This window comes from Paraburkholderia tropica, from assembly GCF_900109265.1.
Taxonomy (GTDB): domain Bacteria; phylum Pseudomonadota; class Gammaproteobacteria; order Burkholderiales; family Burkholderiaceae; genus Paraburkholderia; species Paraburkholderia tropica.
In genome coordinates this window covers 1-25,467 of record NZ_FNZM01000014.1, presented here as the reverse complement: position 1 = coordinate 25,467, position 25,467 = coordinate 1, and the positions used below count along the sequence as shown (strand labels likewise).

Below are 25,467 nucleotides of genomic sequence, written 5' to 3'. Positions count from 1 at the left end.
TTGGGAACTGTGACGATGAGAATCGGTGAATTGGCGCGCCACGCCCACTGCGACGTGGAAACCGTGCGCTTCTACGAGCGCGAGGGTTTGCTCGACGAACCCGCGCGCGAAACCAACGGCTACCGCAGCTATACGGCCGCGCACGCAGCACAGCTGAACTTCATCCGCCATTGCCGTTCGCTGGGCATCGGTCTCGCGGACATCCGCACGCTGCGACGCTTTCAGGCGGACCCGAGCCAGCCGTGCGACGAAGTAAACGAGCTGATCGACAGCCAGATCGCGCGTATTCATCAGCAGATCGAATCGATGCGCACGCTCGAACAGCAACTGCGCACGCTGCGCGACAGTTGCCACGCGCACCACAGCAGCAGCGCCGAGTGCGGGATCATGAAAAATCTCGAGCAGCCGATCGACGATGAAAACTGCTCGTGCCACGCGGACGCGCCGCTCGACGCCCAGGCGCCTCACTCCCAGCGCGCGAATCAGTCGCATCACTGAACCGCAGCACGGATTCACGCCGCGCTGGAAGCCGGCAAGCCCGCGCGACATCCTCATATGCACGGCCCGGCAACGTTCCGGGCGGCGCATGACGGCAAGATGGCCGTTTCAGCGCATCACGGCGCCTTGGCGATCACTTCGGCGACCGTCGCCGTGAGCTTCTTCGCGTAGGGCACGTGCAGGAATTCGTTCGGCCCGTGCGCATTCGACTTCGGCCCGAGCACGCCGCACACCATGAACTGCGACTTCGGGAAACCGGCCTGCAGCACGTTCATCAGCGGGATCGTGCCGCCCTGACCCAGGTATGCGCAGTCGGCGCCGAAGTGCGTGCGCGAGGCGTCGTCGAGCGCGCCCGCCAGCCACGGCGCGAGATCGGGCGCGCTCCAGCCGTTGGCCGCGCCGGCGTCGGGCTTGAAGGTGACCTTTGCGTTATACGGCGGGTCGAGTTCCAGCAGGGCCTTGAGTTCCGCCACGGCCTTCGACGCCTCCACGAGCGGCGGCAAGCGCAGCGAGAGCTTGAACGCCGTGCGCGGACGCAACACGTTGCCCGCATCGGCCAGCGCGGGCAGGCCCGCCGCGCCCGTCACGGACAGCGAAGGCCGCCACGTGGAATCGAGCAGCGCCTGTTGCGGATCGCTCGTGGTAGGCAGCACGCGGCGGCCATCCTGACCGCACGCCCACGGCATGCTCTTCCAGACGTTTTCGCCAAGGATTTGCGCCGTGGCCTGCGCCTCCGCAAGCCGCGTGGACGGAATCGCGCAATGGAAGCCCTTGGGCAGCAGCGTGCCGCTCGCGGCGTCTTCGAGCCGCTCGAACAACTGACGCATGATGCGGAAGCTCGACGGCGCGATGCCGCCATACGAGCCCGAGTGAATGCCCTCTTCCAGCACGTCGACTTCCAGATCGCCCGAGACGAGTCCGCGCAACGAAGTCGTGAGCCAGAGCTGATCGTAATTGCCCGCGCCGGAGTCGAGACACACCACGAGACCGACATCGCCCAGACGATCGCGCAGCGCGTCGACATACGGCAACAGGTCGTAGCTGCCCGATTCCTCGCAGGTTTCGATGAGGCCCACGCAACGCGGACGCTCGATACCCTGCGCGTCGAGCGCCGCCAGCGCGGTGATGCTCGCATAGATGGCGTAGCCGTCGTCCGCGCCGCCGCGACCGTAGAGGCGGCCGTCTTCGAGCTTCGGCGTCCACGGGCCGAGGTCGTTGCGCCAGCCCGCGAACTCGGGCTGCTTGTCGAGGTGGCCGTAGAGCACGACAGTTTCAGTGCTGCCCGAACGCGTGGCGGGCGCCTCGAAGAAGATTACCGGCGTGCGGCCCGCCAGCCTGACGACTTCGAGCTTGAGGCCGCGCACCGGCTGCTGCTCGGCCCATTGCGCCGCTTCCTGCACGACGCGCTCCAGATAACCGTGCTTCGCCCAGTCGGGATCGAACGCCGGACTCTTCGCCGGCACGGCGATGTAGTCCGTGAGCGCGGGCACGATTTCGTCGTTCCACTTACGCTCGACGAAGGCGCGCAAGGCGTCGTGATCGAGTTGACGGGTGTCCTCTGTCGTGTCTGAGCTCATGGCGGGCATTCCTGCGAAGAAAAACCCGATGATAGACCCGAACAGGCATCGGGCGGAGGGTTCGCCAAAAACGTTGGCCATCCGGCCAGGACCGATAACCGCGCAACCCCGATCCGCGCGACAATGGGCCACCGGCGGCGCCCTTTCCACGGAGGATCGAGCATGGCGAGCCATTCCCTCTTCGAGATCGTCGTGCTGCTCGCGGCGGTCGTGATCTACTTCCTGCCCGCGATGATCGCGGACCGGCGCGCGCGCCACGACCTGCTGACCATCGCGCTATTCAATGCGGTGATCGGCTGGACCGTGCTGGGCTGGCTGCTCGCGCTCTACTGGGCGCTGCAGCCGAATCCCCCCAAGGACCTCGGCGGCAACGTCAAGGTGCGCAGCCGGCGCGTCGGCATGCAGCTGTTTTCGCGCCGTCTCGACGACCGCGTTCAGGCACGCGGCGCACGTCGCGACACCGACACCGCGCCCACCAGCGCTCCCGCCGGCGAGCCCAGGAACGCCGACCGCGAACGCTCGTCGCATTGAATCGCGCCATCGCGCCATCGCGTGATCACGGGGTCACGCCCTGGCCAGATGGCTAACGTCGAAGGAAGGCCGCGCACACGGACGCGGCGCATGAAATAATCGGTCCATTAACGTTCGAGCAGCTTCAAGGACGTTCAAGCGCGTTCGAGCCGTTGCCCTGATACGGCTCGCACGCGTCCCTCCCGCCACGCCACCCGCATGCCCACGGAGCCCGCCATGCCCCACGTCGCCCCGCTGTTAGCCTTTGCCGCCGTCGCTCTCGGCATGGCGCTCACGCCCGGTCCCAACATGATCTATCTGATCTCGCGCTCGATCTGCCAGGGTCGCAAGGCCGGGCTCATTTCGCTCGGCGGCGTTGCGCTGGGCTTCATCTTCTATATGTTGTGCGCCGCTTTCGGCATTACCGCACTGCTCATGGCCGTGCCGTTCGCCTACGACGCGCTGCGTCTCGGCGGCGCGCTCTATCTGGCCTGGCTCGCGTGGCAAACGCTCAAGCCGGGTGGCCGCTCGCCCTTCCAGGTGCGCGAACTCACGCCGGACCGTCCCAGCAAGCTGTTCCTGATGGGCTTCGTCACGAATCTGCTGAATCCGAAGGTGGCGATCCTGTATCTCTCGCTGCTGCCGCAGTTCATCGACCCGTCGCGCGGCAGCGTGCTCACGCAGTCGATCGAACTCGGCACCGTGCAGATCGCGCTTTCGGTGACGGTGAACGCCGCCGCCGCGATCACGGCCGGCTCGATCGCGTCGTTCCTGGCGCGTCGCCCGACATGGCTCGTGATCCAGCGTTATCTGATGGGGACGGTATTGGCCGGTCTGGCCGTGCGGATTGCCGCCGAAGGGCAACGTTAAGACGTAGCGCGAACCAGTATGTGCCTGCGGCACCGCTGCGGGCACGGCACGTGCAAGGCGCCGAACCTGCGTTCAACCTGTACGCGCACGCGCGACCTGGCGCTCAGGCCGCGCGTGCGGCCGGCGGCATGCGCAGCTTCACGGAACCCGCGGGAATCGAGCGCGGCTCGATGCGGACCATGTCCTGCGCGAACATGTCCTGACGCAGTTCGCCCTGTTCGTCGAACCATTGGCAGATCAGCCAGTGACCACTGGCGAAGCCCACCGGCCCCGCATACATCACCGTCATGCGCGGCCCACCCGACATAAGGGTGACGACATCGCCAATACCGGCCAGGACGATGGGCTGGCTTTCTGCAAGCGCTAGCTCTACGGTCGTATCAAGCATGATGTACCCCGGAAAAAGATCGGCCCATTGAAATCCCCGGAGCGGGCCTCGTGTCCCGCCTTGATGCCGCTTCGACGCCATTTTTCACAATAATGGCTTTTGCGCGGCTATTAATGAGTTTCGCAAGACTATCAACCCGATTTAATCCGCGCAAGCAATTTTAGCCAGACTACGGAAAACCCGTATTAGCATTGCTCACCTGTCAGAACGGTCATCAATTTGCGTAATTGCAATACGCATCGGCGTGGGCATTGAAGCACGCAGAAACTACCGTCAGCCCCCGCCACTGGGCGACTGGAGCAGGCAATTCGTACCGTCCCGGGCCGCGACTGCGCAAACAGTATTATTATTTCCGCGCCGCTACGCTTTTTTGACGAGTTGGGTGCTGCGACAATTCGACCAGAATCCCTGCATTAACCATTCAGTTCAAAACCACGGCATTCGTAACTGCAAGGTAAAACCACACTAAAAAAAGCCATCTAAAAAAGCGCGCCGTCAAAACCGTCCGTTCGTTTTATTTTTTGTTTAGGATGCGGGCAATTATTTATCGCTCACCGTTGTTTTCAAATAAACATACGGCTTCAAAATCACGCGTGAAATATGGCTGTCACGCGCAGGGGATGGCAAGGGCCGGCCGCACAAGGTAAAACGCCCCGTCCGGTCAACCCGGACGGGGCGTCGCTTAACAGCCGGTCACTGCCCGACGAACCGCCGCTTACTCCGCGAACGGCAGCGTGGTCTGCCCTTCGGCGCGCATGCCGAACACGTTGAGCGTCATCGCCACCAGCGCGTAATAGCCCAGCAGGCCGACCAGGTTGATCGTCGTCTCGTGGCCGAAGCGCTCGACCGCGCGGGCATACGTGGCGTCGGAAACGCGATTCGTGTCGTAAAGCTCGGTCGTGAATGCGTAGATCAGCGCGTCATCGGCTTCGTCGAAAACCGGCTGTGCGCCGGTGCGGATCTGCTCCGCCAGCGCTTCGGGCACGCCCGCCTTCAGCGCGATCGGATAGTGGATGAACCACTCCGCCTGCGCCTGCCAGCGCTGCGCCGTCACAAGAATCGCGAGTTCGGACAGACGCAGCGACAGGCCCGTGCTGTACCGGCAGAACGCGCCCAGACGCTGCGCATGCTGCGCCAGTTCCGGGCTGTGAATCCAGCCGAGAAACGGCCCGTTCAGATTGCCGCGCGGGCCGGAAAGGATTTCTTCGAGCACGGCTTTCTGCTCGGGCGTCGCGGTCGCGGCGTCGAAGGCCGGCAGCCGCGGGTTCTGGGATTGCGTCATCGCTTGACTCCGATTGACTTCGATTAACTGCGATTGACTCCGGGCTTCCCGGTTGAGGTCGAAAAAGTATGCCGATTGCGCCACTCCGGATTACGCCATTCGGGCGCAACGGCGCGCGGACAGTCAGGCCGTCGCCGACGCAGCCACGTTCACGCCCGTCGACGCCAGCGCCGCCCCGATCGCCGCCGCAAGCCGGTCCTCGATCGTATCGATCTCCTGCGCCGTGCAGATGAACGGCGGCGCGAGCAGCACGTGGTCGCCGTTCCTGCCATCGACGGTCCCGCCCATCGGATACACCATCAGCCCGCGCGCGAACGCCTCGCGCTTGATCGCCGCATGCAGCTTGAGCGCCGGATCGAAGCTCGCCTTCGTTTCACGGTCCTTCACCAGCTCCACGCCGACGAACAGCCCGCGGCCGCGCACGTCGCCGATATACGGATGCTCGGCGTAACGCTCGCGCAGACGCGCGCGCAGTTGCTCGCCGCGCGCGAGCACGTTGTCGAGCAGCTTGTCCTCGGCGATCACGCGCTGCACTTCAAGCGCCGCCGCGCAGGCCGTGGCATGGCCGATATAGGTGTGGCCGTGCTGGAAGTAACCGCTGCCGCCCACGATGGTTTCATAGATGCGCGCGCTCACGAGCGTCGCGCCGATCGGCTGATAGCCGGCGCCCAGACCCTTCGCGATGGTCAGCAGATCGGGCGCGACGCCGTCCTCCGCGCAGGCGTACAGCCAGCCCGTGCGGCCCATGCCCGACATGATCTCGTCGAGGATCAGCAGCACGCCGTAGCGATCGCACACGGCGCGAATCTTGCTGAAGTAGTCGCGCACCGGTGGCACCGCGCCGGCCGTCGCGCCGACCACCGTCTCCGCCACGAAAGCCGCGACGTTTTCCGCACCGAGTTCGAGGATCTTCTGTTCGAGTTCATCGGCGAGACGTTGCGCGTAGGCTTCGTCGGTTTCGCCTTCGTGACGCTCGCGATACGCGTAGCACGGGCTCACGTGATGCGATTCGATCAGGATCGGCAGGAACGGCTCGCGTCGCCATGCGTTGCCGCCGATCGCCAGCGCGCCGAGCGTATTGCCGTGATAGCTCTGGCGACGCGCGATGAAATGACGGCGCGTCAGCTCGCCCTTCTCCACGAAGAACTGGCGCGCGAGCTTGAGCGCGGCCTCGATCGCCTCGGAACCGCCCGAGACGAAATAGACGTGATCGAGCCCTTCGGGCGCGTTCGCGATCAGATGATCGGCGAGTTGCTCGGAGGCGTCGGTCGTGAAGAACGAAGTGTGCGCGTACGGCAGTTGCTGCGCCTGGCGCTTGATCGCGTCGATCACGCGCTGGTTGCTGTGACCGAGGCACGACACGGCCGCGCCGCCGCTCGCGTCGATATAGCGCTTGCCGGTCGAATCGATGATCTCGATACCCTCGCCCGCCACTGCCACCGGCAGGGTCTGTTTGGGCATGCGATGAAAGACTTTGCTCATGTGCGGTCTCGCTGAATGCTGCGAAGTGAGGCGATGAAATCGGGGAATGTTCGGACGCGCGTGTCAGATGCGCGCGATCTGCTGGCGCATGACGCGCTCGCCGCCTTGCCAGACGTCGAGTGCGACGCCGGGCGGCTCGATGCGCATGCAGGCCGTAGCGAGCGTGTTTTCGTCGTCGGGATCGTGCGGGTCGTCGCGGAAAATCGGCAGGCCCGCGCCGCCTCGGTCGTGCAGCGTCTGCACGAAAGCCTCGCGGTCGGGATGTGCGCCGAGCGGCGGCAGCAGGTCCGCGAGCCGCGCCTGACGATCGCGCGACGAGTCGGTGACGATCTGCGGCTCGCGCTCACCGTCCGGGTGATCCGCGTGAATCAGGTGATTGGCGTGGCCCGACGGCGCGCCGACCTCGACGACCGAGGCGCGCCGCGCCGTGGCCTCGACGCTGACGACGCGCACCGCACCCGTTGCGTCGAGGCCGCCCAGCGTGTGGTGAAAGCCGCTCGCGCGCGGCGTGTCGCGCAGCAGCGCGAGCGCGTCGTCGAGCGAGGCGGCGTCGAGCACGGCGCGCGCGAGGATCATGCGCGGCACGCCCGCGCGCGGCTCGCGGATGCGCACGTTGTTGATCGCCTGCGCCACCCCGGCGCGCGACGCCGCGAACGTGTGGCCCGGCAGCGAACCCGGGTAATAGAAGCTGACGAAGCCGGGCCGGCCCGCCGGCTCCACCTCGACCATGTGGCAGCGACCGCGCAGAAATGGATCGCCGTCTTCGTTGTGCGCGATCAGCCCGGCCTCGGGCGTGGCCGTCGCCAGCGTCGTGCAGCCGTCCGGCGCGTTATGGATCAGCTCGCCGCGGCAATTCCAGAGGAACAGATCGTGCGCCGGCCAGCCGAGCGCCGCCGCCATCGCGTCCAGTTCGGCCAGCTGCGCCGGGAAATGATGCTCCGCCGCCGCGCGCAGTGCCTGCACGAACGCGTGACCGCGCCAGCGGCTCACGGCCCGCCACGCGGCGCTTTGCGCCATATAGGTGTCGAAGACGGGCTTCGCGAGTTCGCCGAGCTGCCGCCCGATCGCCTCGGGCGTGCCGCCCATCCGGAAAGACTTCAGTTCCTGCATCGATTGTTCCGCCTGTCAGTCTGGGCCGCGCCTGAAACGGCCGATGTCGGATTTATACGCCACACAACATATGTTGTCAAATAAAAAGCAATTTGCAACAAATGGGTTTACACGGCGCGTAAAAAAGCCGCCCTGGAAGGCGGCATGGCGGAACCGGTGTACTGACCAGACACTTCAGGACACTTCAGGACACTTCAATACAGTACTGATCAGTACGCTTCACGGGACATAAGCGCCGCGCGCGTTGAGCGAACGCTCGGCTTCCTCCAGCTGCGCCACCGCGCCCGCCCCTTCCAGCGAGAGCAGATGCGCAACCAGCGATTCGGCCAGCGCCGTCGCCGCCACGAGGGACGGAAAAAACGACGGGCTCTCGTGCGTGAAGATCAGCACCTTTTCGGCGTTGAGCGCGATGGGCGACACGGCGCTGTCGGTAATGGCGATCAGCTTGCTGCCCTTTTCGAGCGCGGCTTCGGCCACGCGCACCGCTTCGACCGAATACGGCGCAAAGCTGACAACGATCGTTGCGCTGTCGTGCTCGATGCCGAGCAACTGCATTTCGAGCGTCCCGGCTTCGCCGCCCAGCAACGAGACGGACGGCCGGAACAAGCGGTAGCCATAGACGAGCCCGAACGCGACCGCGTAGCACGAGCGAAAACCCGCGACGTGCACGTGCTTCGCCTTCTTGAGCACGCGCGCGGCCTCGACGAGCGTGCGCGTGTTGTGGACGGCGCTGGCGTCAAGGTTGTGCTGTTGCGCGGCGAGCAGATCGCGGGCGAGCGCGTCTTTTGCGCTGCCGGCGACGAGCGAACGCGCGCGGCTCGACAGCGGCTCGGGACGCGTGCGCACGCGCGCCACGAACAGATCGCGCAGCTCGTTCCAGCCCGGAAAGCCCAGTTGCTGCGAAAGCCGCACGAGCGATGCGGGCTGCACGCTGGCGCGCTCGGCGACCTTGCGCATCGACGAGACGGCGACTTCATCGGGATGATCGAGCAGAAATGCCGCGCCCGTCTGGAACTGCGGGCTCAGGTCGGAAAAGCGCGCGCGAATCAGCGCGGCAAGCTGGTCGAAGCTGTCTGGCATGCGAATGGCGGCGTAAGCCGGGCAGTGGGCGACAACAAATGTTACCACTGGTGTTGCGCAATGTTGTGAACGGAGCGGACAGATGGTGATTGGCAAATGATTCCTGTCCTGTTGCAAACAATGTTGGCCTGCCTCGTTCTTTGCAAACAAAGCTGTCCTGACAAATCACGCATTTTGCACGAGCCCTTACGCCATAAGGCTTTGCCACCAATTTTTTCGTTCGCCGTACGCTCAAATCGAGCCGTTGAAAAAACTACAACTGTCCGTCTAGATAGACTCAGCACACCACGCTGAAACACCACCCCCTACAAATCAATCACTTAGCCGAAAACCTTGCAAACAAATGTGGCCCAGAAACCTCTGCTAGCAAACGAAAACTGGCCCAACAGGATGAGCGCAATAGATTGATTCAAAAGGATTTTCTGTGCGAGGCGAGGAAGGTGAATACCGACCGTAGAAAGGACGCGATTCAGCTCCATCTCTTTGCTCGCAGAAGTGTTGCGGCGAACTGATTCCACAAACAGTCCGCCAAGACGGCAACCGAATATTCAGGCTGCTGAGTAAGGCCGAAGCTCGTGCTCAGTTCGTGTGGAATCAGGGTCGTCAATAGAGGCAACTGCTTCGATGGCTCGCACGTAGTCTTCAGGCAAATTCGCCTCTCTTGCGCCCACCAATACGTGCTGCTTGTACCAATGGTATGGCTGAAGCCCGCGTTGCTTCTTGGTTGCAACGTAGGTCAATGCATAGACTGCGCCCGTTGCAGTCTCGACCCGTACGCTCAAAGGCTCGTAGCCCTTGCCTGCCCCTTCAAATCTATCGAGGGCAGCTCGCTCTTTGTGCGTCACCTTGAAGATGACGCCGTAGACTCTGTCGCCATCATTTCCCGTGTATTCACAGTCGCATTTTCCCGAGCCGTCTTTACTGGCCTTGTCGAATGTAAGCTTGTAGCCAGCCAAGAATCCAACGGCGAAAGACCTCGCTGACGGCAAACGCGCGACGAGGCGTTTTGTGGACATGTTGGAGCCGTAAGCGAAGTAGGAAAATTCATTGCTCGAATCCAAAGCTGATATTCCCCCCTAACAACTACACGCGCCATCACATCGCTCATCACTGACTCTGCGGCGGACTTAGCCGGAGGCCGCCTCTGCGAACAGGTCCGAGAAAAGCGTCCGTTCATCTGGAACGACTGCCATTCTCGAAACAGTTCGCGCAGCCGTAATGGCTGCGCGGAGTTCCTGCAGAGTCCAGTTCGCTCGCGTCGCTGCTGTCAGCAGCAAAGTGAGCGAGCTACCGGGATTGACCAACTTAAAGCGGCTCGAGAGAATCCGCCGCGCTTTCTTGTCGTCAAGCACGACGCTCCCCAGCCCATCAATCGCGACCGCAATCGCAGCGCTTTCGCCATCGTCCAGCGTTTCCGTCGGCGGCCCGCTGACGAGCGAAATGTATGTTTCGTAGGCCGCGTCCGACATTCGGCAAAGCTGGAGGCATCCGTCCTCGAACAACGGCTGGAGCGGTGCGCCCTCTGTTCTCTGCCCGGGCATCCTGCGAACCTCGGACGCTGTGCGTTGCTCAACCCAGCATGCAACTCCGACGGCTTGCAGGATTTCTTTGGGCTTTCCGGTACCTAAGATATTGAAGAGGACGCTTGCGTCCAAGACCAACGGTCCGGCCGGAAATTCGCTAGATGGCAAGCTCAAGCTCTTCCCCTTCGCCGTCCGGCGACACGTGCTCCAACACCTCGCGAACCGTTCCCAAATCCAGCTGTAACTTGCGCGCAATTTGCTGCTCTGAGAGCAGCCCCTTCTCAAAGGCTTCTGCCGCAAGCAGCAAGGTGCGAGGGGTGAATCGACCGGCAACTTCTGGCTCGTCAAGTTCGCGCCGAACCTCTTCTAGATGCTGCGTCCCGAGTCCCTTCGCCTTTAAGGATTCGTACGTGCCTTTCGGCAGCAGGCTGAGCCCTTCAAGACGACGGGTCGTCGCTTCAATTGAGGTGTGAAAATAAACTGCCATTGCGAGCAGTTGTCGCACCGAAAATTGCCCCGCGGCATCCCTAAGCTCAGTCGCTTTCTTGCGAACAGTCAGCGCTGGCATCAGAAACGCACGAGCAAATGCGTCACAAAACTTCTCTTCGCGGTCTGAAAAATCGTCGTCAAGCATGTGCACAAATACGCCTGCGCGTCTTAGCAATGCGTGACAAAGTTCGTGTGCGATAGTCAAACGTCTGCGCGAAGCAGGATGAAGCGCATTCACGACGATGAAACCGCCAATCTCGTCGTCATAAGCGAATGCGCCGCTCACCTTCGACGGCAGCCCACGTTCGAATACTCGCAATCCCATGTCAAGTTCGACCAATGCAATAAGGTCTGGAATCGGACCGAAACCGATTCCCAACCGCTGCCGAACAGCGAGCGCGGCGTCTTCGGCTTGCTGGTCAATCGAACTCGAACGCGAGATGGTCACAATCGGCAAGTCAGGCTGCAGCATCGGCCTGTTGAGCATCTGTTCGAGCTCGACCGATGCGGCCGCGAGTTTGTTCAGAAGTACATGTGCAACGGCGCCATCCACATCATCACTATTCGTATGGGTACGAAACTTCAGCTCCATGTCCAGACTTGGCGTGCCGTCCGCCAGCAGTTCACTTTCCGGCACGGCGTATAACTCGGCAAACGCTCTCAGCTCGTCTGACGAAACTGGACGCTTGCCACTCTCGATAGCAACGATGGTGGTCCGTGCAAAACCCAACTTCTGCGCTGCTGCTTCCTGCGTCAGCTTTGCTAGCGAGCGGGCGCCTTTAAGTCGCGGCCCGAGTACCTCCGGGCGGACCTTAATTTCGATAGCCATGCTATCCCCTCGCAATTCTTGAAATCCATGAGTCCTGGCCACACTTCGCCAGGAATTCGCTCCACTCCAAGGCATGCTGCTCGAGCAAGCCCATGAGTTTGATTGTCGTTACTGCGATGTCATCACCCGTAGTCCTCGCGAGGTCAACTGCGGCAGTTTGGGTAATGCGATGCTGCGGAGTTGCACCGATGTCTGCCAAACGCTGCATATCCCGGGCACCATTGCGTGCGAGGTCAGCAAAAAAAGTGAGCTTTACGTTGCTCTTTCCCGGCCGAAGCGCGTTCTCGAGCGTGGGCGCCGTCAAATCAGAAAATAGATACTCAGTCGCACCGTCAAACTGAGCATTGTGTTCAGCGGCGCGCCGAAGCAAGCAGTTCCCACAAATTCCGCAGTGGTACATCTTCCCGTCGCGCGAAGCTAGTCTCGCATCACAAGAGCACGAGGGATGTCCATGCAAAATCGCGCGTACGTCTTCTCCGCGCTTGGCAAGAGAGCGCAGCACAGCACCCTTCGTGTCAAAGAGCGCGGGATGGTAAAACGTGACGCGCTTACCCGTCAACGCTTCGAGAAACTTCGACAGCCTGACCGTGAAGCCGGGATAGCAACTACGATGCTTTGGCTCGTGCCCAGTAGTCACCAGGGAGCCGCCCATACTCCCTTGGCCGTTTTCGGGAATCATCACCCTGTTGCCGCCCGACGCGATTGCTCCAAGGCTGGCCAACAGATAGAACATAAATGGCCGTGACCTAAAACTGCCTTCCGGATGGCGAAACGGCCTTACCTTTACAGGCACTCCGACATACTGGACACCCGTCAGCCTCTTCCGCTTCAGAGCACCATGATGTCCTCCGCCTGCTCGAGCATCAGCATAGACGCAGACGACCTCGGTTTCTGGCTCGGCCAGTTGCAATAGCCTCACCTGGCCGTACGAGTCGAGTCCATGAGAAAAAGGTACGAAAACGATGTCACGATTACCCAACGAAATGTCGCTCAATGGCGACTGTTGCTGTGCAGGTGCGGAGCCACTTCGCTCGACGAACGCGAAGGTCCAGTCATCGCCGGTTAGATAGTTGAGACACTGCGTCAGCGTTTCGTGCACCTTCGGCAACAGCCAGGCGTTCGGCTTGAAAACGGGGATTTCGATATGTATGCGTCTCGCCCAATTCTTCGAATGGTGCCGACGAAGCATACGGTCCGCGAATTTGACCGCGCCGAGTAGCGTCATAACGTCATGCGCAATACCGTCTGCCTCACGGAAACAGTACTCGGAGAGCGTCGTAGCATTGACAGAAATGTCTTCGCCCAGGCGAATTACCTGCACCTTGGAGGACTTGCGCGTGCGCTTCTCGGTGACACGAAACGTTGCCGATGGCACTCCACACAAAGAGTCGACTAGGCTCATGCGTTGAGACTCAAATCAAACCCCAGCATCGCATCCTTGTCCAGCTTGCGCTTAACTTTGGGTGCGGGGTCTCTGGAGAAGTCAATGTCGTCGACGAGTCTCGTCATCGCCTTGCGAAGCATAGTGCTCTGCAACTCGCCGAACTGCCCTGCAACTGAAAGCGCACAATGCTCAATCCCTTGCACAGCACAGTCAGAAAGTACAGTTGCACGAACAGCTTCGTGAAGCCTATCTATGGGACCGCCGTAGATAAGTAGGCGCGCAGCCTCACATGCGCTCTGCTCAAGGGTGGTCTTTGCACGACGCTCAAAGTCGTCTACTACTGCAAGGAGGCTATCGACGCGAAAGAGGTCTTTGCCTGCCCGCTCGAACTGCTCCGTCAGTTCGGCGAACCATGGCCCACGAACACCAGATTCCCATTCATTACAAGTCGCATGGTGAATGGCCTGTGCGGCTTCGCTTTCGCCGGCCGCTTCAAAACGCCCCACCGCCCGCACGGCTTTACGCCAATGCGACTTCAACGCCACAGTCGTATGCAAGTCGTCACGCATTCACTCCTCCAAGGAGTAAGCACGCTTCCATACTAGACTGAACAATGACAATGTCAAGAAAAACAATAGTTCCTTCCTGACCATGTCAATATCCATAAAGGCTATTATTTTTACAAATAAATAGCCAATAGCTATTATTAGAGCCAGCAAGAATTCATGTGCGAGAGGTAGATGCCTCACTCATCGAGATGGCTTCTTTCTGCCTCACGTGCGAGTACAACCCGCAAGACTACAAAGGCCACTTCAAAGACATAGACGACGGGCACTGGGGCAGGTTTGGATAGGTATCAAGCGCGGACTTCGCGTTCGGCAGCGCAGGCGTGTGACTGAGGCATGCGAACGATGCCTCCGAGTTGTAGAGAGGTGCCAGCATACACGTTTAACGGAGAAGCTCTCGTTGAATCTGGAGAAGCTTCCTTAGAAACGTATAGAGTAGAATAGAGCACGCAAAGAAAATGCCAAAAAAACCATTAAAATCATACAACTAGAAATTTCTCTCCGACACATTATGACGTGAATCCGTTCGCAATATGACGTGTACCTGTGAAAAAATACACGTCATATTGCGAACGTCAGGACCTCTCAGTCGAAGCGGTTGCGTGAGCAAAAATCTGCCAGACACTCGCCTGCTCGGCAGTCGGCTCGGGTAGCACGGAACGTCTGTTTGGCTCTCTCTCGCTCGCCGTGGAAGCCAGTTTGGCCTGAACTGCGGGAATACCAGCCTTTTGGGTCATAGCTCGGCGGCTAATCCGTAGCGCGCCGCTCACCGTGGTTTTGACAGACCAAGAGTCCAACTGCGAAATCTCGTCGAGAGCGGCTGTGAGCTCTCGACGACGTCTCCGTTGTGCGATACCAGCGGGCGTGTTCGAGTAAGCCCGGTCTTGCTGTCGCTTGCCAGTAGAACGTATTTCAACGCTGCCCCAGACGTAATACGCAAGCTTATCAATGTGAAAACTCATCGTGCTACCCGCACGTATTCGAAGCGACAACGCACAATGCAGAGCTCGCGCGCATTCGAGGTGCAAGCTGAGGCGTTCGTTCAGGGAAACGGCCGAGAATTGACCGCCGAACAACACCTCGGTCAGCCTCCAATTCAATAGCACCCTCACGCCCTTCTTATTGCCGACCTGCCACGTGAGAAGCCGACTCTGAAACTCCGTGCCGTCTTCACGCCGAGACCAGACCGTCACCTCGCACAACCGTTTGAGTTCGCTTCGACGCTGCGCGCCCGCGCTTCCTCCATCGTGAACACCTAGTCGTCGGCAAAGCTCATAGAAGCTGACAGTCAGCTCGGCAGTTCTTGGTCGGCGGTGCTCACCAAGGTCGTACAGCTCCGACACAATTTGACGTGTCTCTTCGTCCTGCGGCTGAGCAAAAGAAGCCTGTTCCGTCGCAAGTTCCATGAGCACCAGCAAGAGCGATTGCTCGGCAATCCCCAATTGCTCAGGCCCTCTCCACCTCCACTCAAGTCCGCCGAACGAGAATGTATGGTCCAGCTTCGGACGTTCACCTCTCCACACTGGCTGGAACAGAGGCGCACCGGCTAGCGCCGGGTCGTAGCGCACAATCCGCTCACCCTGCATCGCGACCTCTCACCGACTCTGAGTCATACGTCGCGCCTGTTCTGCGCGGAATCCGCTTTCGGGCTTGCGTAGGAGCGCTTTGCCGAATGGAAAGCGTCCCGGCGGTGGAATCCCTGCGCAAGACAGTAGGCGGCGGCATGCTCATGTAGTTCGCCTTCGCAATGTCGAGACGCATGAAGGACGCTCGTTCGCTCTCCAAAATGCCCAGCCGCGAAGCCATTTGGTCGCTAATAGCGGACAAGTTGGCTTGCCAGCGAACGCCATCGGTCAAAGCAGAGGAACCTCGCGCAGCAGATGCCAGCTCACCGGCGCCCGCTAACGCGGAATTGCGGTTTGTGTGGTGCGAAAGGATGACCGCTGCCCCGGTCTCGGTTGCAATTCCCTCGAACGCCTCGACGACGGCGGACATGTGAGCGGCGTCATTTTCTTCGCCGGCGTGAAATCGGCGCAGGGGGTCAACGACTACAAGCCTCGCTCCTTGACAGGCTTCGACCATCACCTTCGCATCACCCTGCGACCGCCCTACGCTCCAGCGAGCATCCCGAGCTGCGCCTCCCATCGGGTAAATGTGAAGGTTTTTGCTCAGCCGCTCCGCGAGCGCGCTGCACGCACTAGCACTTTTGAACTCCCGCATGCTCTGCATGCCTTGGATAGCCGCCTGCAGCCGATGGTGAATTACCGCATGGGATTCCTCGGCAAAGACAAGAACAACCGGCGCCCCCTCACCGTTCAAGAAGCCCGTCGTTAGGATGCCCCCACCAATCGGCGCGCCCGCGGCAATATCGCACGCGGTCTGCATTAGAAGCATCGTTTTGCCGGAGGCCCCAGGGCCTACCAGCGCTCCGACTGTCGCAGCGAGTAGTCCAGGTAAAACGTAATCAAGGTTCGGTGGCGGCGCCGTCAACGCGGCCCGTACATCGAGACGGTAGTTCGCGAGGCTCAATTCCCCTGCCCTCCGACCACGTGTTCAGCAAGCCACGCCTCTACGTCGCACTCCCTCCAGCGCAGCAAACGCGTGCCCGGAATGTGCAACCGCGGGGGAACGGCCATAGGATTTCGCCGCATGTCTTTGCGTATGGTTTCGGTGCTGCGCCCCAATAACGCAGCAAGGTCTTCTAATTCAAGAAGTCGCATTCTAGGTGTACCCGGTGGATTTTCGGGACACAAGCGGACACTACCGGTCGCTTTGTGCCGTCACGTGCCGTGACCGGGCATATAGGCGAATGGTTTTATTTTTTGAGAGGGCACATGGCTCTAAAATCACTTCAAGTCGAAGAGTCAAGTCCAAGCTCGACGTATTTCCTTACCTCCCAAACTAACGACGCTCGTGTTAGTCATCCTCCGCATTGCCTCTTATACTTTGCCGTATGATAAGTCCCAAATCGATGGTGGCACCGTCAGAATCAGAAATTGCCTGTCGTGACATCGGCAAAGGCCGATGCGCTCAAATAGATTCGCAAGCTGCAAATGGATAGCGAATTCACTCTTGCTATCTGATGAAGTTCTGTAAAGTTAAGCGCCTCCGACGACTCCAAACGAGACACCGCAGGTCTCAGTAGAGCGCCCCGGTATCTGAGGAAACGAGGACTCTCTTAAAATGTAGATAGCCCTGTACCCAACAGGCAGCCTAGACATTACGTGGAATCCATCGAAATTCTGACCGAGCCGGAGCGTCGTCGTCGGCGTACCGCGCAGGAAAAAGTCGCTACTGTGCAGGAAACGCTGGAGCCGGGAGCATCCGTGTCAGCGGTGGCGCGCTGGCACGGCGCGAATGCCAATCAGGGGTTCGACTGGCGCAAGCAATACCAGACGGCTGTGCAGCGGTGAAGGCCGGCGAGGCCGTTGTACCCGCATCTGAGCTGGCCGCAGCCGACCTTTAACTACGGCGCCACATCGTAATTGTAGGCATAGTCAGCCAATACAACTGTCGGTGTGTACTCTATCTTCCTTGACATGCGCTTGCGTTCCGAAATGAGATGCAGGTTCTTCTTAGCGCGTGATGCCACCACGTACATCAGCTTCTTCGCGCTTTCTTCGCCCTCGGCATCACTAAAGTGAGGCACCATACCCTCGAGTAGCCCGTAGGCAATAACAGCGTCAAATTCCGCACCTTTTACGCCATGAATGCTAGAGACCGTGATACCGGTTCTAGTCCTGAACACTCGACGGAAGACCTCCGTATCGCTGATGCACTCCAGTCCGTCTTTCTTCAATTTATCGACGCGCGCCTGGGAGCTCTCAAAGAACGCTACATAGTGCTTCTGCAAGGCCTCAAACTGCGTGAAATTGATGCCCAACGACACGAATAGCTCAGCAAAGAATTTTCGCAAATAAACTAGACCATCTGCGTCATCCAGCATTATGCGGTTGCATGCACGGAGGAGAACCTTTGCGTCGATGCCAGCGGTCGTAACACCCGCTGCTGTCATATCACGCAAGACTTCGTTTGCCCAACGCAATCGGCGCACGTAGAGGTCAGGAGCTGCGACCGTTAGCGCCAGTCTTGATACCTTGAACCAGAAATTGTCATAGTCCCGTCCGAAAGGAACCATCCCCGGTCCATCAAACGGATACTCTGGAAGGCGGGTCACAAGTTTACGTGTCATGCTGGCGAGATGAGTCCACCAAGGCGCGACAATACATATTTCGCCCGGCGCGAAACCACAGTCCTCAATGCTGTGTCTGATGAGACGTACGAGTTCGTCCTCTAGGTCATCCATCTTCACCGTATCATTATATGAAATAACACCTATGTAGTCCTTATCTTCTCCTTCCGCTACTATTGCCGTCTTGTGAACGTTGTAGTTCGAAAAATAGTCTACAACTCGTCTTGATGAGCGATAGTTTTTCGATAACGCAAGAGGCTTAAACTTGACGTTGGCAATTGCCTCAAAATCGGCGTGTGCTATTGCGTAGCCACCCAGTGACGTGTATATCGCCTGATTTGGGTCGCCAACAACGAACGCGGAAGTTGAACCAGCACCTGCCTTCAATATCGAGGCAACAATAGAATATTGAATCTCTTTGGTATCCTGGTACTCGTCTACAAGCACACGAGGAAAAATATTCGATAGAATCTTTGCAATACCGGGTCGAGTTTTAATAATCTGATATGCCCGAAACAGGATTAGTTCGAAATCGATTGCTCTAAGCTGCGCGAGCCGTCGAAAGTACTGTCTCAAAATTTCACGAATCGCCTCGCGCAGCCCTGCGTTCTCCGTTGGTATGACGCAACGCTCCGATGTAAAAAAGAACTCACAGTCCCAGAACGTCACCTTCATTCCAGCATACTGACCGCACAATTCAGTAAGCAGGGCTTCTCTTTCGTGCGTATCTATAACGCGGAATCCACGACTTAGCGAGCTATGGTATATGCCGTATGGTTTGAGAATCCACTCCAAACAGAATGAGTGAATCGTTCCAATCCAGAGCTGAGACGTGTTGACCCCCAACCGTTCGATTCGGTCATGAATTTCATCAGCGGCACGGTGGGTATAGGTAATTGCACAGACGAACTGGCGCGACGACTTCAGCTGACTGAGCTCGTATGCTGCCTTGTAAGTCAGGGTGCGGGTCTTCCCGCTCCCCGGACATGCCGTCAATAGAATGCTTCCGGGCTCTCGAATCGCAGCTTCCTGCTCTGCATTCAGGTCGCCAGCGCGCCAGATGTCCATAGTTAGCTCACGAACGCCGCAACAACATCGTGAATACGGTCCGTCGGCAAGGTTTTAAAGAATTCGCCTTTCAACTGCCCAAGCGTGACTTCACCGCAACGGAAACGGTCGAGATGTACACGCGACTCGTCGATGATTGCAACATCCACACCTGCCTCTTGGTTCACCCGCAGTCGATAGTCAAAGATGTGATACCAGACTTCGAGCGACAATGCTGGATTGGCAAATACCAAGGCATCGAGGATGTAGCGGGGAATCACAGTGGTGGGCCCTGCAGCCTCTGCGAGAAGCAACGCAAACCAGCCTTTCCCCTCATTTGCTGCCATCGTCAAAACTCGTCTGCCGTACAAAGACACATCGGTCGATTGCAGCTCCGCGCGTGCCCCCTCGATAGTGCCAGCATCTACATATACGTCACTCAGCAGCCCAACAACGACGTCCGCGTTACCGGCCCGCACAAACTCAACCTCAAAGGTGTATTTTGCGTAAAACACGCTCAGCCATTGGTTCTCATCGCAAAACTCATTCAAGTCCAGCTGCCGCTCGATACCCTTCGCCTGTGCGCCTTCGATGTGAAGCTTGAACTTCTTTAACGCCTTGCTATCGTCATCGTTCAACTTCGTATCCATTATCGCCGTATCGAGGTCAGTGATAATTGCGCACCGCTTTCGGACACGGTCGTCATGGAACAAGCGTCCCACGTTCTGAAACCCAGTGCTACGTATGTTGATAAGACTGATTCCCAACTCGTCCAAGCTTACGCCCATGACTGCCTTGATGAGCGACGGAATGACGATTTCTTCTGCATCCCCCTCAACCAAGATGATACTTTTTGCAAAAAGCAGGTTGCTGCGAACCGCGTCGAGGTACCGCTGCACACTCTTTATCTCTTGAGGCTCCAGCCCGGTGGCCGGTTGATATGCCTCACATGCGAGGCCATCCCGTCCTAGTATGTTCATGTTCTGAATCTTGCTGACCTCAGAAATGTGAACCGAATGCGTCGAGTAGATGATTTGAGTATCGGCATAGTTCAGACGGTCGAATAGCGTCTTCTGAATATGCGTGTGGATATGCGCTTCAGGTTCTTCAATAAGCAGAAAGTTGGCGACAGGCATCTTCTCTCGCTGATATTTGAACTCGAGAAGCTTGAGCGTGAGATAGATTAGGTTCGCGCCCCCCAAGCTCAGCTCATTGATACTCCCTTCATACGCTTCACCTGATTCCCCTACGAACAGCTTCAGCGACTGAAATAGCTTGTCGGCATCTTCGGGCAGGTCCGACCGGATAGAAAGCGATGAAGGTGAGTAGGCTTCTCCCGCGGCCGCCTTGATGGTTTGCGTGATGTCCCCGCGAACTGCGAGGACATCGTTGAGACCACCAATCGAGTCATTCAGCGCCTTCACCTGCTTCGTTATCGGGGAAAACGCCTCGGCTTCAATATTTCCACTTTTTGCCTTCAACAATGTCAGCAGCGGGTTTGTTCGATTGTTGTGAAATTCTGCGACTACGTCTCGGAGCGCTTGGACAAAGGTGAACGATACCTCTCTCGCGACAGATAGCACGGCCGGGACGCGGATGCCAATCTCTGGGAATTCCGTCTCTTTGTTGAATTTTACTGCGGCGAAATCTCCGACAATTCTTTTGTACGTCGGTGCATCGTTGAAATCAGCCGTGCTCTTACCCGTAAATACAACTTCGTAGTTGTCAATGGTGATGCCGTCGAGAATCTTGTCTAAGCCTTGGCGGTCGCCTTCCACAAGCTCGGACAGTTGTTGACGAACACTTAGCTTCGGGCGAAATATCAGGTTATACGCGGCTTTTTGAGTGTACTGTTCACCGACTATTGCTGTCCCATGTTGGAACAGCGCCTGGATTGCTTCATCCGCAACAATCTTCTCGAACTCCAAGCTGAGGATTATCCAGTGGCCTCGCCAGTCTGCTAATCCCCGATGAAAGTCGCCCGCGTCAATGCGATATGCCGAGCGGAGCATATTATCGTCGAGCAACAGACGGATAGCACGAAAAAGGTTGCTCTTTCCTGAGCCGTTTTCTCCGATTATAGTATTCGTGCCTTCACGAAACAGAAACCGCGCGTTTGCGAAATTCCGGTAATTTACGAGGCTTAATTTTGAGATATGCATATCGATGTGGCTTGGCCAACGGAGTCTGAATTATGGACTTGAGTCAGCCTTTTGTCTTTTCGTTGCCCTGCGCTCGGTCAGTCCTGTGCACGTCGAAGCTGAACCTCGTTTAGCTCGAAGTCGCGCGTGTAACTCCATGACATCGGTAAGTGCGTCCTCGCGCGGGCTCCACCCGTGACACCCAAAGTCCCATCCAAGTGCTCACCCAAGTTCTACAGTGTATTCCGGCTCCATTGCCCCTGCACTCTCTCCGTAGTTTGCGCGCACATCTACAACACTCAATGCGCGCTTAACTTAAGAACCTCCTGAATTAAGGAGATTGTCAGGTTCCATCGAATCAATCTTCAAGGTCCGACAAAGCAAAGCGAACCTCCGGTAACGGGTCCAACCTGGTCTGGCTCAACCAAGCGGAGAGCGTGTTGTCATCATCGCCCTCTGTCAGCAAAGCCTTCGCCAGCCTCACACATTCGACTCGCACTAACGAGACAGAAATAGCCCGTACGCTCAGTGGGTCTACCTCCTGATAGTCAGTCTGAGTAAGAAGGTCTGAGAGCGAATGTTTAAGCCTTTCCGCGTAGGAGAGATTCAGCCTGCAAGTCTGTAAAAGTACTCGCGCGCAAGCCAAAAGCGCATTGAGTCCATGCTCTGGCGCCACTTCGATTGCTGACACCAGCCTGTTGTACACGCTGTTTGGAATCGCGACACCGATGCGCTCCTCGTGCTTCGCCCAGACTTGCACGGCGGAAGTTGCGCTATTCACGCCCTTATGATTCGGCGCAATAAATCCCTTCATAATAAGCCGCGCGAGGGTTTCATCAAGACTTGGAATCGCTTTTAAGAAGAAAGAAAGGCCAGCAATACCACTCCAACCATTATTTTTCTCAACCGCCTCCAGTAAAACGGCGCCGCGTTCGCTCGTTCTTTCTTTTTCTGACATGGCCGGCAACAGAAGTTCGGAAATGATGGACCCACTACGCTCCCAAATCCACGGGCCAAGGTCTGAGCCAAAGAAATTGGTACGGCTCGACGTTCTTGCTGTTTCGGTGCCCCATGCCATAAACGCATCAAACATTCGCGCAGCTTCATCCGAGGTTGGCTTTAAGTCTATCTGTGCTGCATGCAGCAGCGCCATAATGAACGATTGGCGCTCCTCCACTTCCTTCGACCCAAGCGAATCTGGGATGTGCAAAATGTTCGCAATCGGCGCTTCAAACAGCACCCTGCGAACTAACGCACGTGCATCAATAGTTTCGGGAGCAGGAAGCAATGCAATCGTACTACTCAGAAGGTTGGTACCAGAAGGCAGTCCGTCTTTTTGTGTATCGACGTCTGACCACAAAGCGCTTCCGAACCGCGCCCGTTCGCCATCATCTAACGCGCCACGGAGCACCAAAAATGTTAACCGCATGATTGCTTCGGAGCGTTCGGGGCGCCCCTTTCCTGCCGCGGCCGTAAGTTCTTGGACGCGCAACGCCCATGCAGCGTTGCGGGCACTCATATTCGGAGTGGCTTGCCAAACCATCTCCACAAACGCTGGCCAAAAGCGGCTTTCTTGCTTCGATTCGGAAGATAGCGGAAAGGATACTGCGGACCACGCGACCGATTCTTGACCTGCTCTTGAAATGGATTGAGCCGAATACTTACCCACTTCCTTGAGCGCATCAAGAATCCAGTGGTGTTGCAAGTCAGAGTTCGTTGCCCATGCGATAGCTTGTTTAAACAAATCTGAAGCCTCGACCTCTGTCATCCTCACGCTGAGGCGCGCAAGTGCCATGAGGTATAACCGGAGCTCATCAATGGCAATGCCTCGCTCCTCCCGAAAATCAGCTGCTCTCGTGTCAGCAAGCCTGTCATGCCAGTAGTCGACCATGGTACGAACTACGGCAATCAGCTCTCTGACTACATCATCCTTCAGTTGTGCAATCAATAGACGGCTAAACCAGCGTTCAAATTCTTTGTCATATTGGCTGTGAATCGCTCTCAGGGCAGTTACGTACCACTGGACCGTCGGCTGGTAGCATATGTCAAGTGCCTGAAGTAGGGTCTGCGAGCAATAGCTAGCGCTGTTGATTCTTAACGGAAGCCCCGTGCTTTCCATCATGTAATCAAGTTCGAGCCACGGCATAAGCCACGCTGCTTCGATTACACGCGACTTAGCCCGTGACACAGGTCGATACCTTCCCGCGTCGAACAACGGAACCATCTTCACTGCCTTTTCTCGCTGCTCATTCTGGATGCGCTGCGCAGACGTAGATATTCCCTCAAGCTCCTCGTAAGGGTCCACTTGAGCCTTCGTAAAGTCACGCGCCGGCGGCAGGTCTTTCCGCAGCGCCCAGTTCGCGGCGACTGTGCCTCGGCTAATCAGCTCTGCCCAGCCGAGTCTCGCCCGGACCCATACAGATGAACGGTCAAGTCGATACGCTTTCTCGAGTTCGTCAGCGGCCTCCTTAATGTGTCGAGTAGCCTGCATGTAGCGCCCCGCTTCTGCGTAGAGGGATGCTCGACGAAGTTTCCATACAGCGTCATCCGTCTTTATCTGGTCCGCGAGTTCGAGCATCTCGCTCAGTCGACCTCTATCTCGCGCAAAGAGCGCCTTCTGATACAAGCAATCGAGCCACCATCTCTCCTGAAGCTCCGTCGCGTTGTCAAATCTTTTCGCCCAATCCTCGAAGCAGGCCTCGTCGAATGAGATGCGAGCATCACGTAACAAGACAATCGTCAGAAAGCCACGAGTGTCTGGTGCGACGTCACTCCAGTGCGCCTGCAACAGCTCCGTTAGAGCGGAAATCGCTTTTTGCGTCATCGGCTTCCCCGATGTGGTTCGCCTCCAAGCTAATTCGTACAACGCGTCAGTGCGCTCCTGATGTGTGAGCTTTAGCAACGCCTCTGGCCGAAATATCCATGCTTCGTCCATATCCGTCTGCAGACGCTCTCTCAGCTCTCGCGGGCAGACAAGCCAGCCTGGGTATCGGGACCGGTCTTGCCGCCAAAGTTCAGTGGTCTCTTTTAGAGCGTCGGCACAGAAGTCGCTGTCTTTAGCTGTCCGGGAGTATGCGTCATGGCCACCTTTACTCAGGGGGTAGTCTTCCGAACGATGAAGTTTCCACTCATGAGCAGCATTGGGACGAGCCGCAACAAGGGCCTCCAGGAATATCTTAGTAACACGCTCATGCTTGTCCAATGCATCCTCATCAACCAGCGGTGACAGGTCGATTGGCGAGACATTATGCGCTTCAAGATACTTGCGCTTAGATGCAGAGAGCTTAAGACAGCCTACAAGATATATACGTCGCGCTTTGCCGCCTAGATGGTCTCGTACCCAGCCTGCCCACTGGAGGAAATTCGGGTCGTCGCCAGAGAAGCCCACAAGACATAGTTCGTTCTCGACGAAAACTTGTCGTGCGAGGTTCAAAAAAGCCGCATGTTTCTCTGGATATGTACGGTAGTCTTCCTCTGCGAAAATCAACGGTCCTGCGTCGCCGAGCGAACCATGTAGCTTCACAATGCGCGGGGCGCGGGCGTGTGGGAGGTCCGCCTCCAGCGCCACAACATCGTAAGTCTGTTCGACAAGCTCGGCGGCCCTCTCGAGCAGAGTGTCCCAGTTGGTGGTCAGCACGTCGGCCCATGGCAATTTCAAAAAGTCGACGTGCAACTGTCCCGGTTGCCACGCCTTGTCCGGGCATTTGGTACGGATGAATTCGTCCAATGCCGCTTGACCGAAGTAAATCCTATATTCCTCAGCAATACGCAGTGCATTCGTGGGCCTGTCTGTGGATTTGCCATATAGTCGGTCAAGCATCTCGTCGACAAGACTCTGCCAGAGAGGCGGTGCTTTTGTGTCGAGTCCGGGAAGAATTGCATTTCGACTGAATCCAGCCCCTACCATCAGAGCGGCGCCTCGCGTCGAGCCGTCGCGCCACAACGCACGTCCGAGTTGCTGTAACGCCGGAAAGTCCTGCAAGTTAGCTAATGCATCTCTCATTCTTAATTTGTTCTCAAAGCTATTGATTGATGACGCGAGGCGGGACTAATTGAATTGCCAGTCGCTTTGCCCGCTTCGCATCTACCAGTGAGCGGTTAGGTTAGAGAGCGATACGGCTCATCTCGAGCCGTATCGACTTACATGATGATGGTTTGACGTGAACAACCAAAGTAAGCCGGTCTAGCTGAGAAGCCCCACCTGACGCCGAATTGCCAGCACGCAAACTCGTCTCGAAGCAGTTCTTTGAGCCTCTCATCGTCTTTGCCCGAAGCAAACATGGCCTCGAGCTCGGCGACGCTTTTTTTGAACTATGGACTTTCCGATGCCATGGTCCATATGATTGCTCTTTCGTCTTCGAAAGTTTAAATCACTCCGTCATCCGCCGGAACCTCATCGGTCAGTGGAGTTGCCCCTGTAATCCCGGACACAGCTTCACACTAAGGTTGCTGATTCCGTCGTGCGCCGAAACGCTCGTGGTGAGCGGTACTTCAACGCG

General features: G+C 57.9%; 19 protein-coding genes and 1 pseudogene. 4 read left to right on the top strand and 16 right to left on the bottom strand.

The annotated features are described in order from the left end of the window. The first annotated feature begins 15 nt into the window (after positions 1-15). On the top strand, positions 16-498 hold the full coding sequence (gene cadR, locus BMY06_RS23390) for a Cd(II)/Pb(II)-responsive transcriptional regulator (RefSeq protein ID WP_065060707.1): 483 nt from the start codon (positions 16-18) through the stop codon (positions 496-498). A 116-nt stretch (positions 499-614) separates the two neighbouring features. Here the strand turns inward: cadR and BMY06_RS23385 are convergent, their stop codons facing one another. Continuing rightward, positions 615-2,075 (bottom strand): M20 family metallopeptidase, encoded by a 1,461-nt coding sequence (locus BMY06_RS23385; protein WP_065060706.1) that lies wholly within the window; start codon positions 2,073-2,075, stop codon positions 615-617. A 162-nt stretch (positions 2,076-2,237) separates the two neighbouring features. Between BMY06_RS23385 and BMY06_RS23380 the strand changes: the two genes are divergently transcribed. Together BMY06_RS23380 and BMY06_RS23375 are read left to right on the top strand one after the other, a co-directional pair. Then, the gene (locus BMY06_RS23380; RefSeq protein WP_065060705.1) at positions 2,238-2,606 is read left to right on the top strand and encodes a superinfection immunity protein; all 369 of its coding nucleotides are present in this window, start codon (positions 2,238-2,240) and stop codon (positions 2,604-2,606) included. 216 nt (positions 2,607-2,822) lie between these two features. After that, complete coding sequence (locus BMY06_RS23375; protein ID WP_074985611.1) at positions 2,823-3,455, top strand: LysE family translocator; 633 nt, start codon at positions 2,823-2,825, stop codon at positions 3,453-3,455. Positions 3,456-3,558: 103 nt separating this feature from the next. Here BMY06_RS23375 and BMY06_RS23370 read toward each other — a convergent pair whose 3' ends face one another. The 12 genes from BMY06_RS23370 to BMY06_RS23315 form a co-directional block, all read right to left on the bottom strand. Beyond that, the gene (locus BMY06_RS23370) at positions 3,559-3,843 is read right to left on the bottom strand and encodes a YodC family protein (protein WP_065060704.1); all 285 of its coding nucleotides are present in this window, start codon (positions 3,841-3,843) and stop codon (positions 3,559-3,561) included. A 715-nt stretch (positions 3,844-4,558) separates the two neighbouring features. Then, complete coding sequence (locus tag BMY06_RS23365) at positions 4,559-5,125, bottom strand: carboxymuconolactone decarboxylase family protein (RefSeq protein ID WP_074985609.1); 567 nt, start codon at positions 5,123-5,125, stop codon at positions 4,559-4,561. Positions 5,126-5,248: 123 nt separating this feature from the next. Beyond that, entirely contained in the window at positions 5,249-6,607 is a 1,359-nt protein-coding gene (locus BMY06_RS23360) for an aspartate aminotransferase family protein (protein ID WP_074985608.1), read from the bottom strand. Positions 6,608-6,670: 63 nt separating this feature from the next. Continuing rightward, on the bottom strand, positions 6,671-7,717 hold the full coding sequence (locus tag BMY06_RS23355; RefSeq protein ID WP_074985606.1) for a C45 family autoproteolytic acyltransferase/hydrolase: 1,047 nt from the start codon (positions 7,715-7,717) through the stop codon (positions 6,671-6,673). 219 nt (positions 7,718-7,936) lie between these two features. Then, positions 7,937-8,797: a MurR/RpiR family transcriptional regulator gene (locus tag BMY06_RS23350; protein WP_074985604.1), complete on the bottom strand. Its 861-nt coding sequence runs from the start codon at positions 8,795-8,797 to the stop codon at positions 7,937-7,939. Between the two features lie 548 nt (positions 8,798-9,345). Further along, a complete protein-coding gene (locus BMY06_RS23345; protein ID WP_074985603.1) occupies positions 9,346-9,858 on the bottom strand; it encodes a gamma-glutamylcyclotransferase family protein in 513 nt (170 codons plus the stop codon). 66 nt (positions 9,859-9,924) lie between these two features. Next, positions 9,925-10,452 carry a PIN domain-containing protein gene (locus BMY06_RS23340; RefSeq protein WP_244144402.1) on the bottom strand — a complete coding sequence of 176 codons (528 nt, stop codon included), beginning with the start codon at positions 10,450-10,452 and terminating at the stop codon, positions 9,925-9,927. Positions 10,453-10,477: 25 nt separating this feature from the next. Next, positions 10,478-11,638, bottom strand: coding sequence for a helix-turn-helix domain-containing protein (locus BMY06_RS23335; protein ID WP_074985599.1), 1,161 nt, complete (start codon positions 11,636-11,638; stop codon positions 10,478-10,480). A 1-nt stretch (position 11,639) separates the two neighbouring features. Beyond that, positions 11,640-13,040 carry an adenine nucleotide alpha hydrolase family protein gene (locus BMY06_RS23330; protein ID WP_074985597.1) on the bottom strand — a complete coding sequence of 467 codons (1,401 nt, stop codon included), beginning with the start codon at positions 13,038-13,040 and terminating at the stop codon, positions 11,640-11,642. Further along, a complete protein-coding gene (locus BMY06_RS23325; RefSeq protein ID WP_074985596.1) occupies positions 13,037-13,591 on the bottom strand; it encodes a hypothetical protein in 555 nt (184 codons plus the stop codon). The genes BMY06_RS23330 and BMY06_RS23325 overlap by 4 nt, the downstream gene beginning before the upstream one ends. Before the next feature lie 572 nt (positions 13,592-14,163). Continuing rightward, positions 14,164-15,174, bottom strand: a complete 1,011-nt coding sequence (repC, locus tag BMY06_RS23320; protein ID WP_074985594.1) for a replication protein C, IncQ-type — start codon at positions 15,172-15,174, stop codon at positions 14,164-14,166. After that, positions 15,164-16,078 carry a helicase RepA family protein gene (locus BMY06_RS23315; RefSeq protein ID WP_244144404.1) on the bottom strand — a complete coding sequence of 305 codons (915 nt, stop codon included), beginning with the start codon at positions 16,076-16,078 and terminating at the stop codon, positions 15,164-15,166. Before BMY06_RS23315 ends, repC begins: the two co-directional genes overlap by 11 nt. A gap of 743 nt (positions 16,079-16,821) precedes the next feature. On the opposite strand from BMY06_RS23315, the pseudogene BMY06_RS23305 reads away from it, so the two are divergent. Beyond that, positions 16,822-17,045: pseudogene (locus tag BMY06_RS23305) on the top strand (transposase); the annotation flags it as partial. A 9-nt stretch (positions 17,046-17,054) separates the two neighbouring features. Here BMY06_RS23305 and BMY06_RS23300 read toward each other — a convergent pair. From BMY06_RS23300 to BMY06_RS23290, 3 genes are all read right to left on the bottom strand, one after another. Then, positions 17,055-18,848, bottom strand: a complete 1,794-nt coding sequence (locus BMY06_RS23300) for a UvrD-helicase domain-containing protein (protein WP_074985588.1) — start codon at positions 18,846-18,848, stop codon at positions 17,055-17,057. Positions 18,849-18,850: 2 nt separating this feature from the next. Beyond that, on the bottom strand, positions 18,851-20,989 hold the full coding sequence (locus BMY06_RS23295) for an ATP-dependent nuclease (protein ID WP_074985586.1): 2,139 nt from the start codon (positions 20,987-20,989) through the stop codon (positions 18,851-18,853). Positions 20,990-21,326: 337 nt separating this feature from the next. Next, the gene (locus BMY06_RS23290) at positions 21,327-24,971 is read right to left on the bottom strand and encodes an SIR2 family NAD-dependent protein deacylase (RefSeq protein WP_080180092.1); all 3,645 of its coding nucleotides are present in this window, start codon (positions 24,969-24,971) and stop codon (positions 21,327-21,329) included. Between the last annotated feature and the right edge of the window lie 496 nt (positions 24,972-25,467).

Coding starts and splice junctions, on each gene's coding strand:
- BMY06_RS23370 (WP_065060704.1), bottom strand. CDS start 3,843: ATGCTTGATACGACCGTAGAGCTAGCGCTTGCAGAAAGCCAGCCCATC.
- BMY06_RS23290 (WP_080180092.1), bottom strand. CDS start 24,971: ATGAGAGATGCATTAGCTAACTTGCAGGACTTTCCGGCGTTACAGCAA.
- BMY06_RS23385 (WP_065060706.1), bottom strand. CDS start 2,075: ATGAGCTCAGACACGACAGAGGACACCCGTCAACTCGATCACGACGCC.
- BMY06_RS23360 (WP_074985608.1), bottom strand. CDS start 6,607: ATGAGCAAAGTCTTTCATCGCATGCCCAAACAGACCCTGCCGGTGGCA.
- BMY06_RS23380 (WP_065060705.1), top strand. CDS start 2,238: ATGGCGAGCCATTCCCTCTTCGAGATCGTCGTGCTGCTCGCGGCGGTC.
- BMY06_RS23330 (WP_074985597.1), bottom strand. CDS start 13,040: ATGAGCCTAGTCGACTCTTTGTGTGGAGTGCCATCGGCAACGTTTCGT.
- BMY06_RS23365 (WP_074985609.1), bottom strand. CDS start 5,125: ATGACGCAATCCCAGAACCCGCGGCTGCCGGCCTTCGACGCCGCGACC.
- BMY06_RS23325 (WP_074985596.1), bottom strand. CDS start 13,591: ATGCGTGACGACTTGCATACGACTGTGGCGTTGAAGTCGCATTGGCGT.
- BMY06_RS23335 (WP_074985599.1), bottom strand. CDS start 11,638: ATGGCTATCGAAATTAAGGTCCGCCCGGAGGTACTCGGGCCGCGACTT.
- BMY06_RS23300 (WP_074985588.1), bottom strand. CDS start 18,848: ATGGACATCTGGCGCGCTGGCGACCTGAATGCAGAGCAGGAAGCTGCG.
- BMY06_RS23295 (WP_074985586.1), bottom strand. CDS start 20,989: ATGCATATCTCAAAATTAAGCCTCGTAAATTACCGGAATTTCGCAAAC.
- cadR (WP_065060707.1), top strand. CDS start 16: ATGAGAATCGGTGAATTGGCGCGCCACGCCCACTGCGACGTGGAAACC.
- BMY06_RS23355 (WP_074985606.1), bottom strand. CDS start 7,717: ATGCAGGAACTGAAGTCTTTCCGGATGGGCGGCACGCCCGAGGCGATC.
- repC (WP_074985594.1), bottom strand. CDS start 15,174: ATGCAGGGTGAGCGGATTGTGCGCTACGACCCGGCGCTAGCCGGTGCG.
- BMY06_RS23375 (WP_074985611.1), top strand. CDS start 2,823: ATGCCCCACGTCGCCCCGCTGTTAGCCTTTGCCGCCGTCGCTCTCGGC.
- BMY06_RS23350 (WP_074985604.1), bottom strand. CDS start 8,797: ATGCCAGACAGCTTCGACCAGCTTGCCGCGCTGATTCGCGCGCGCTTT.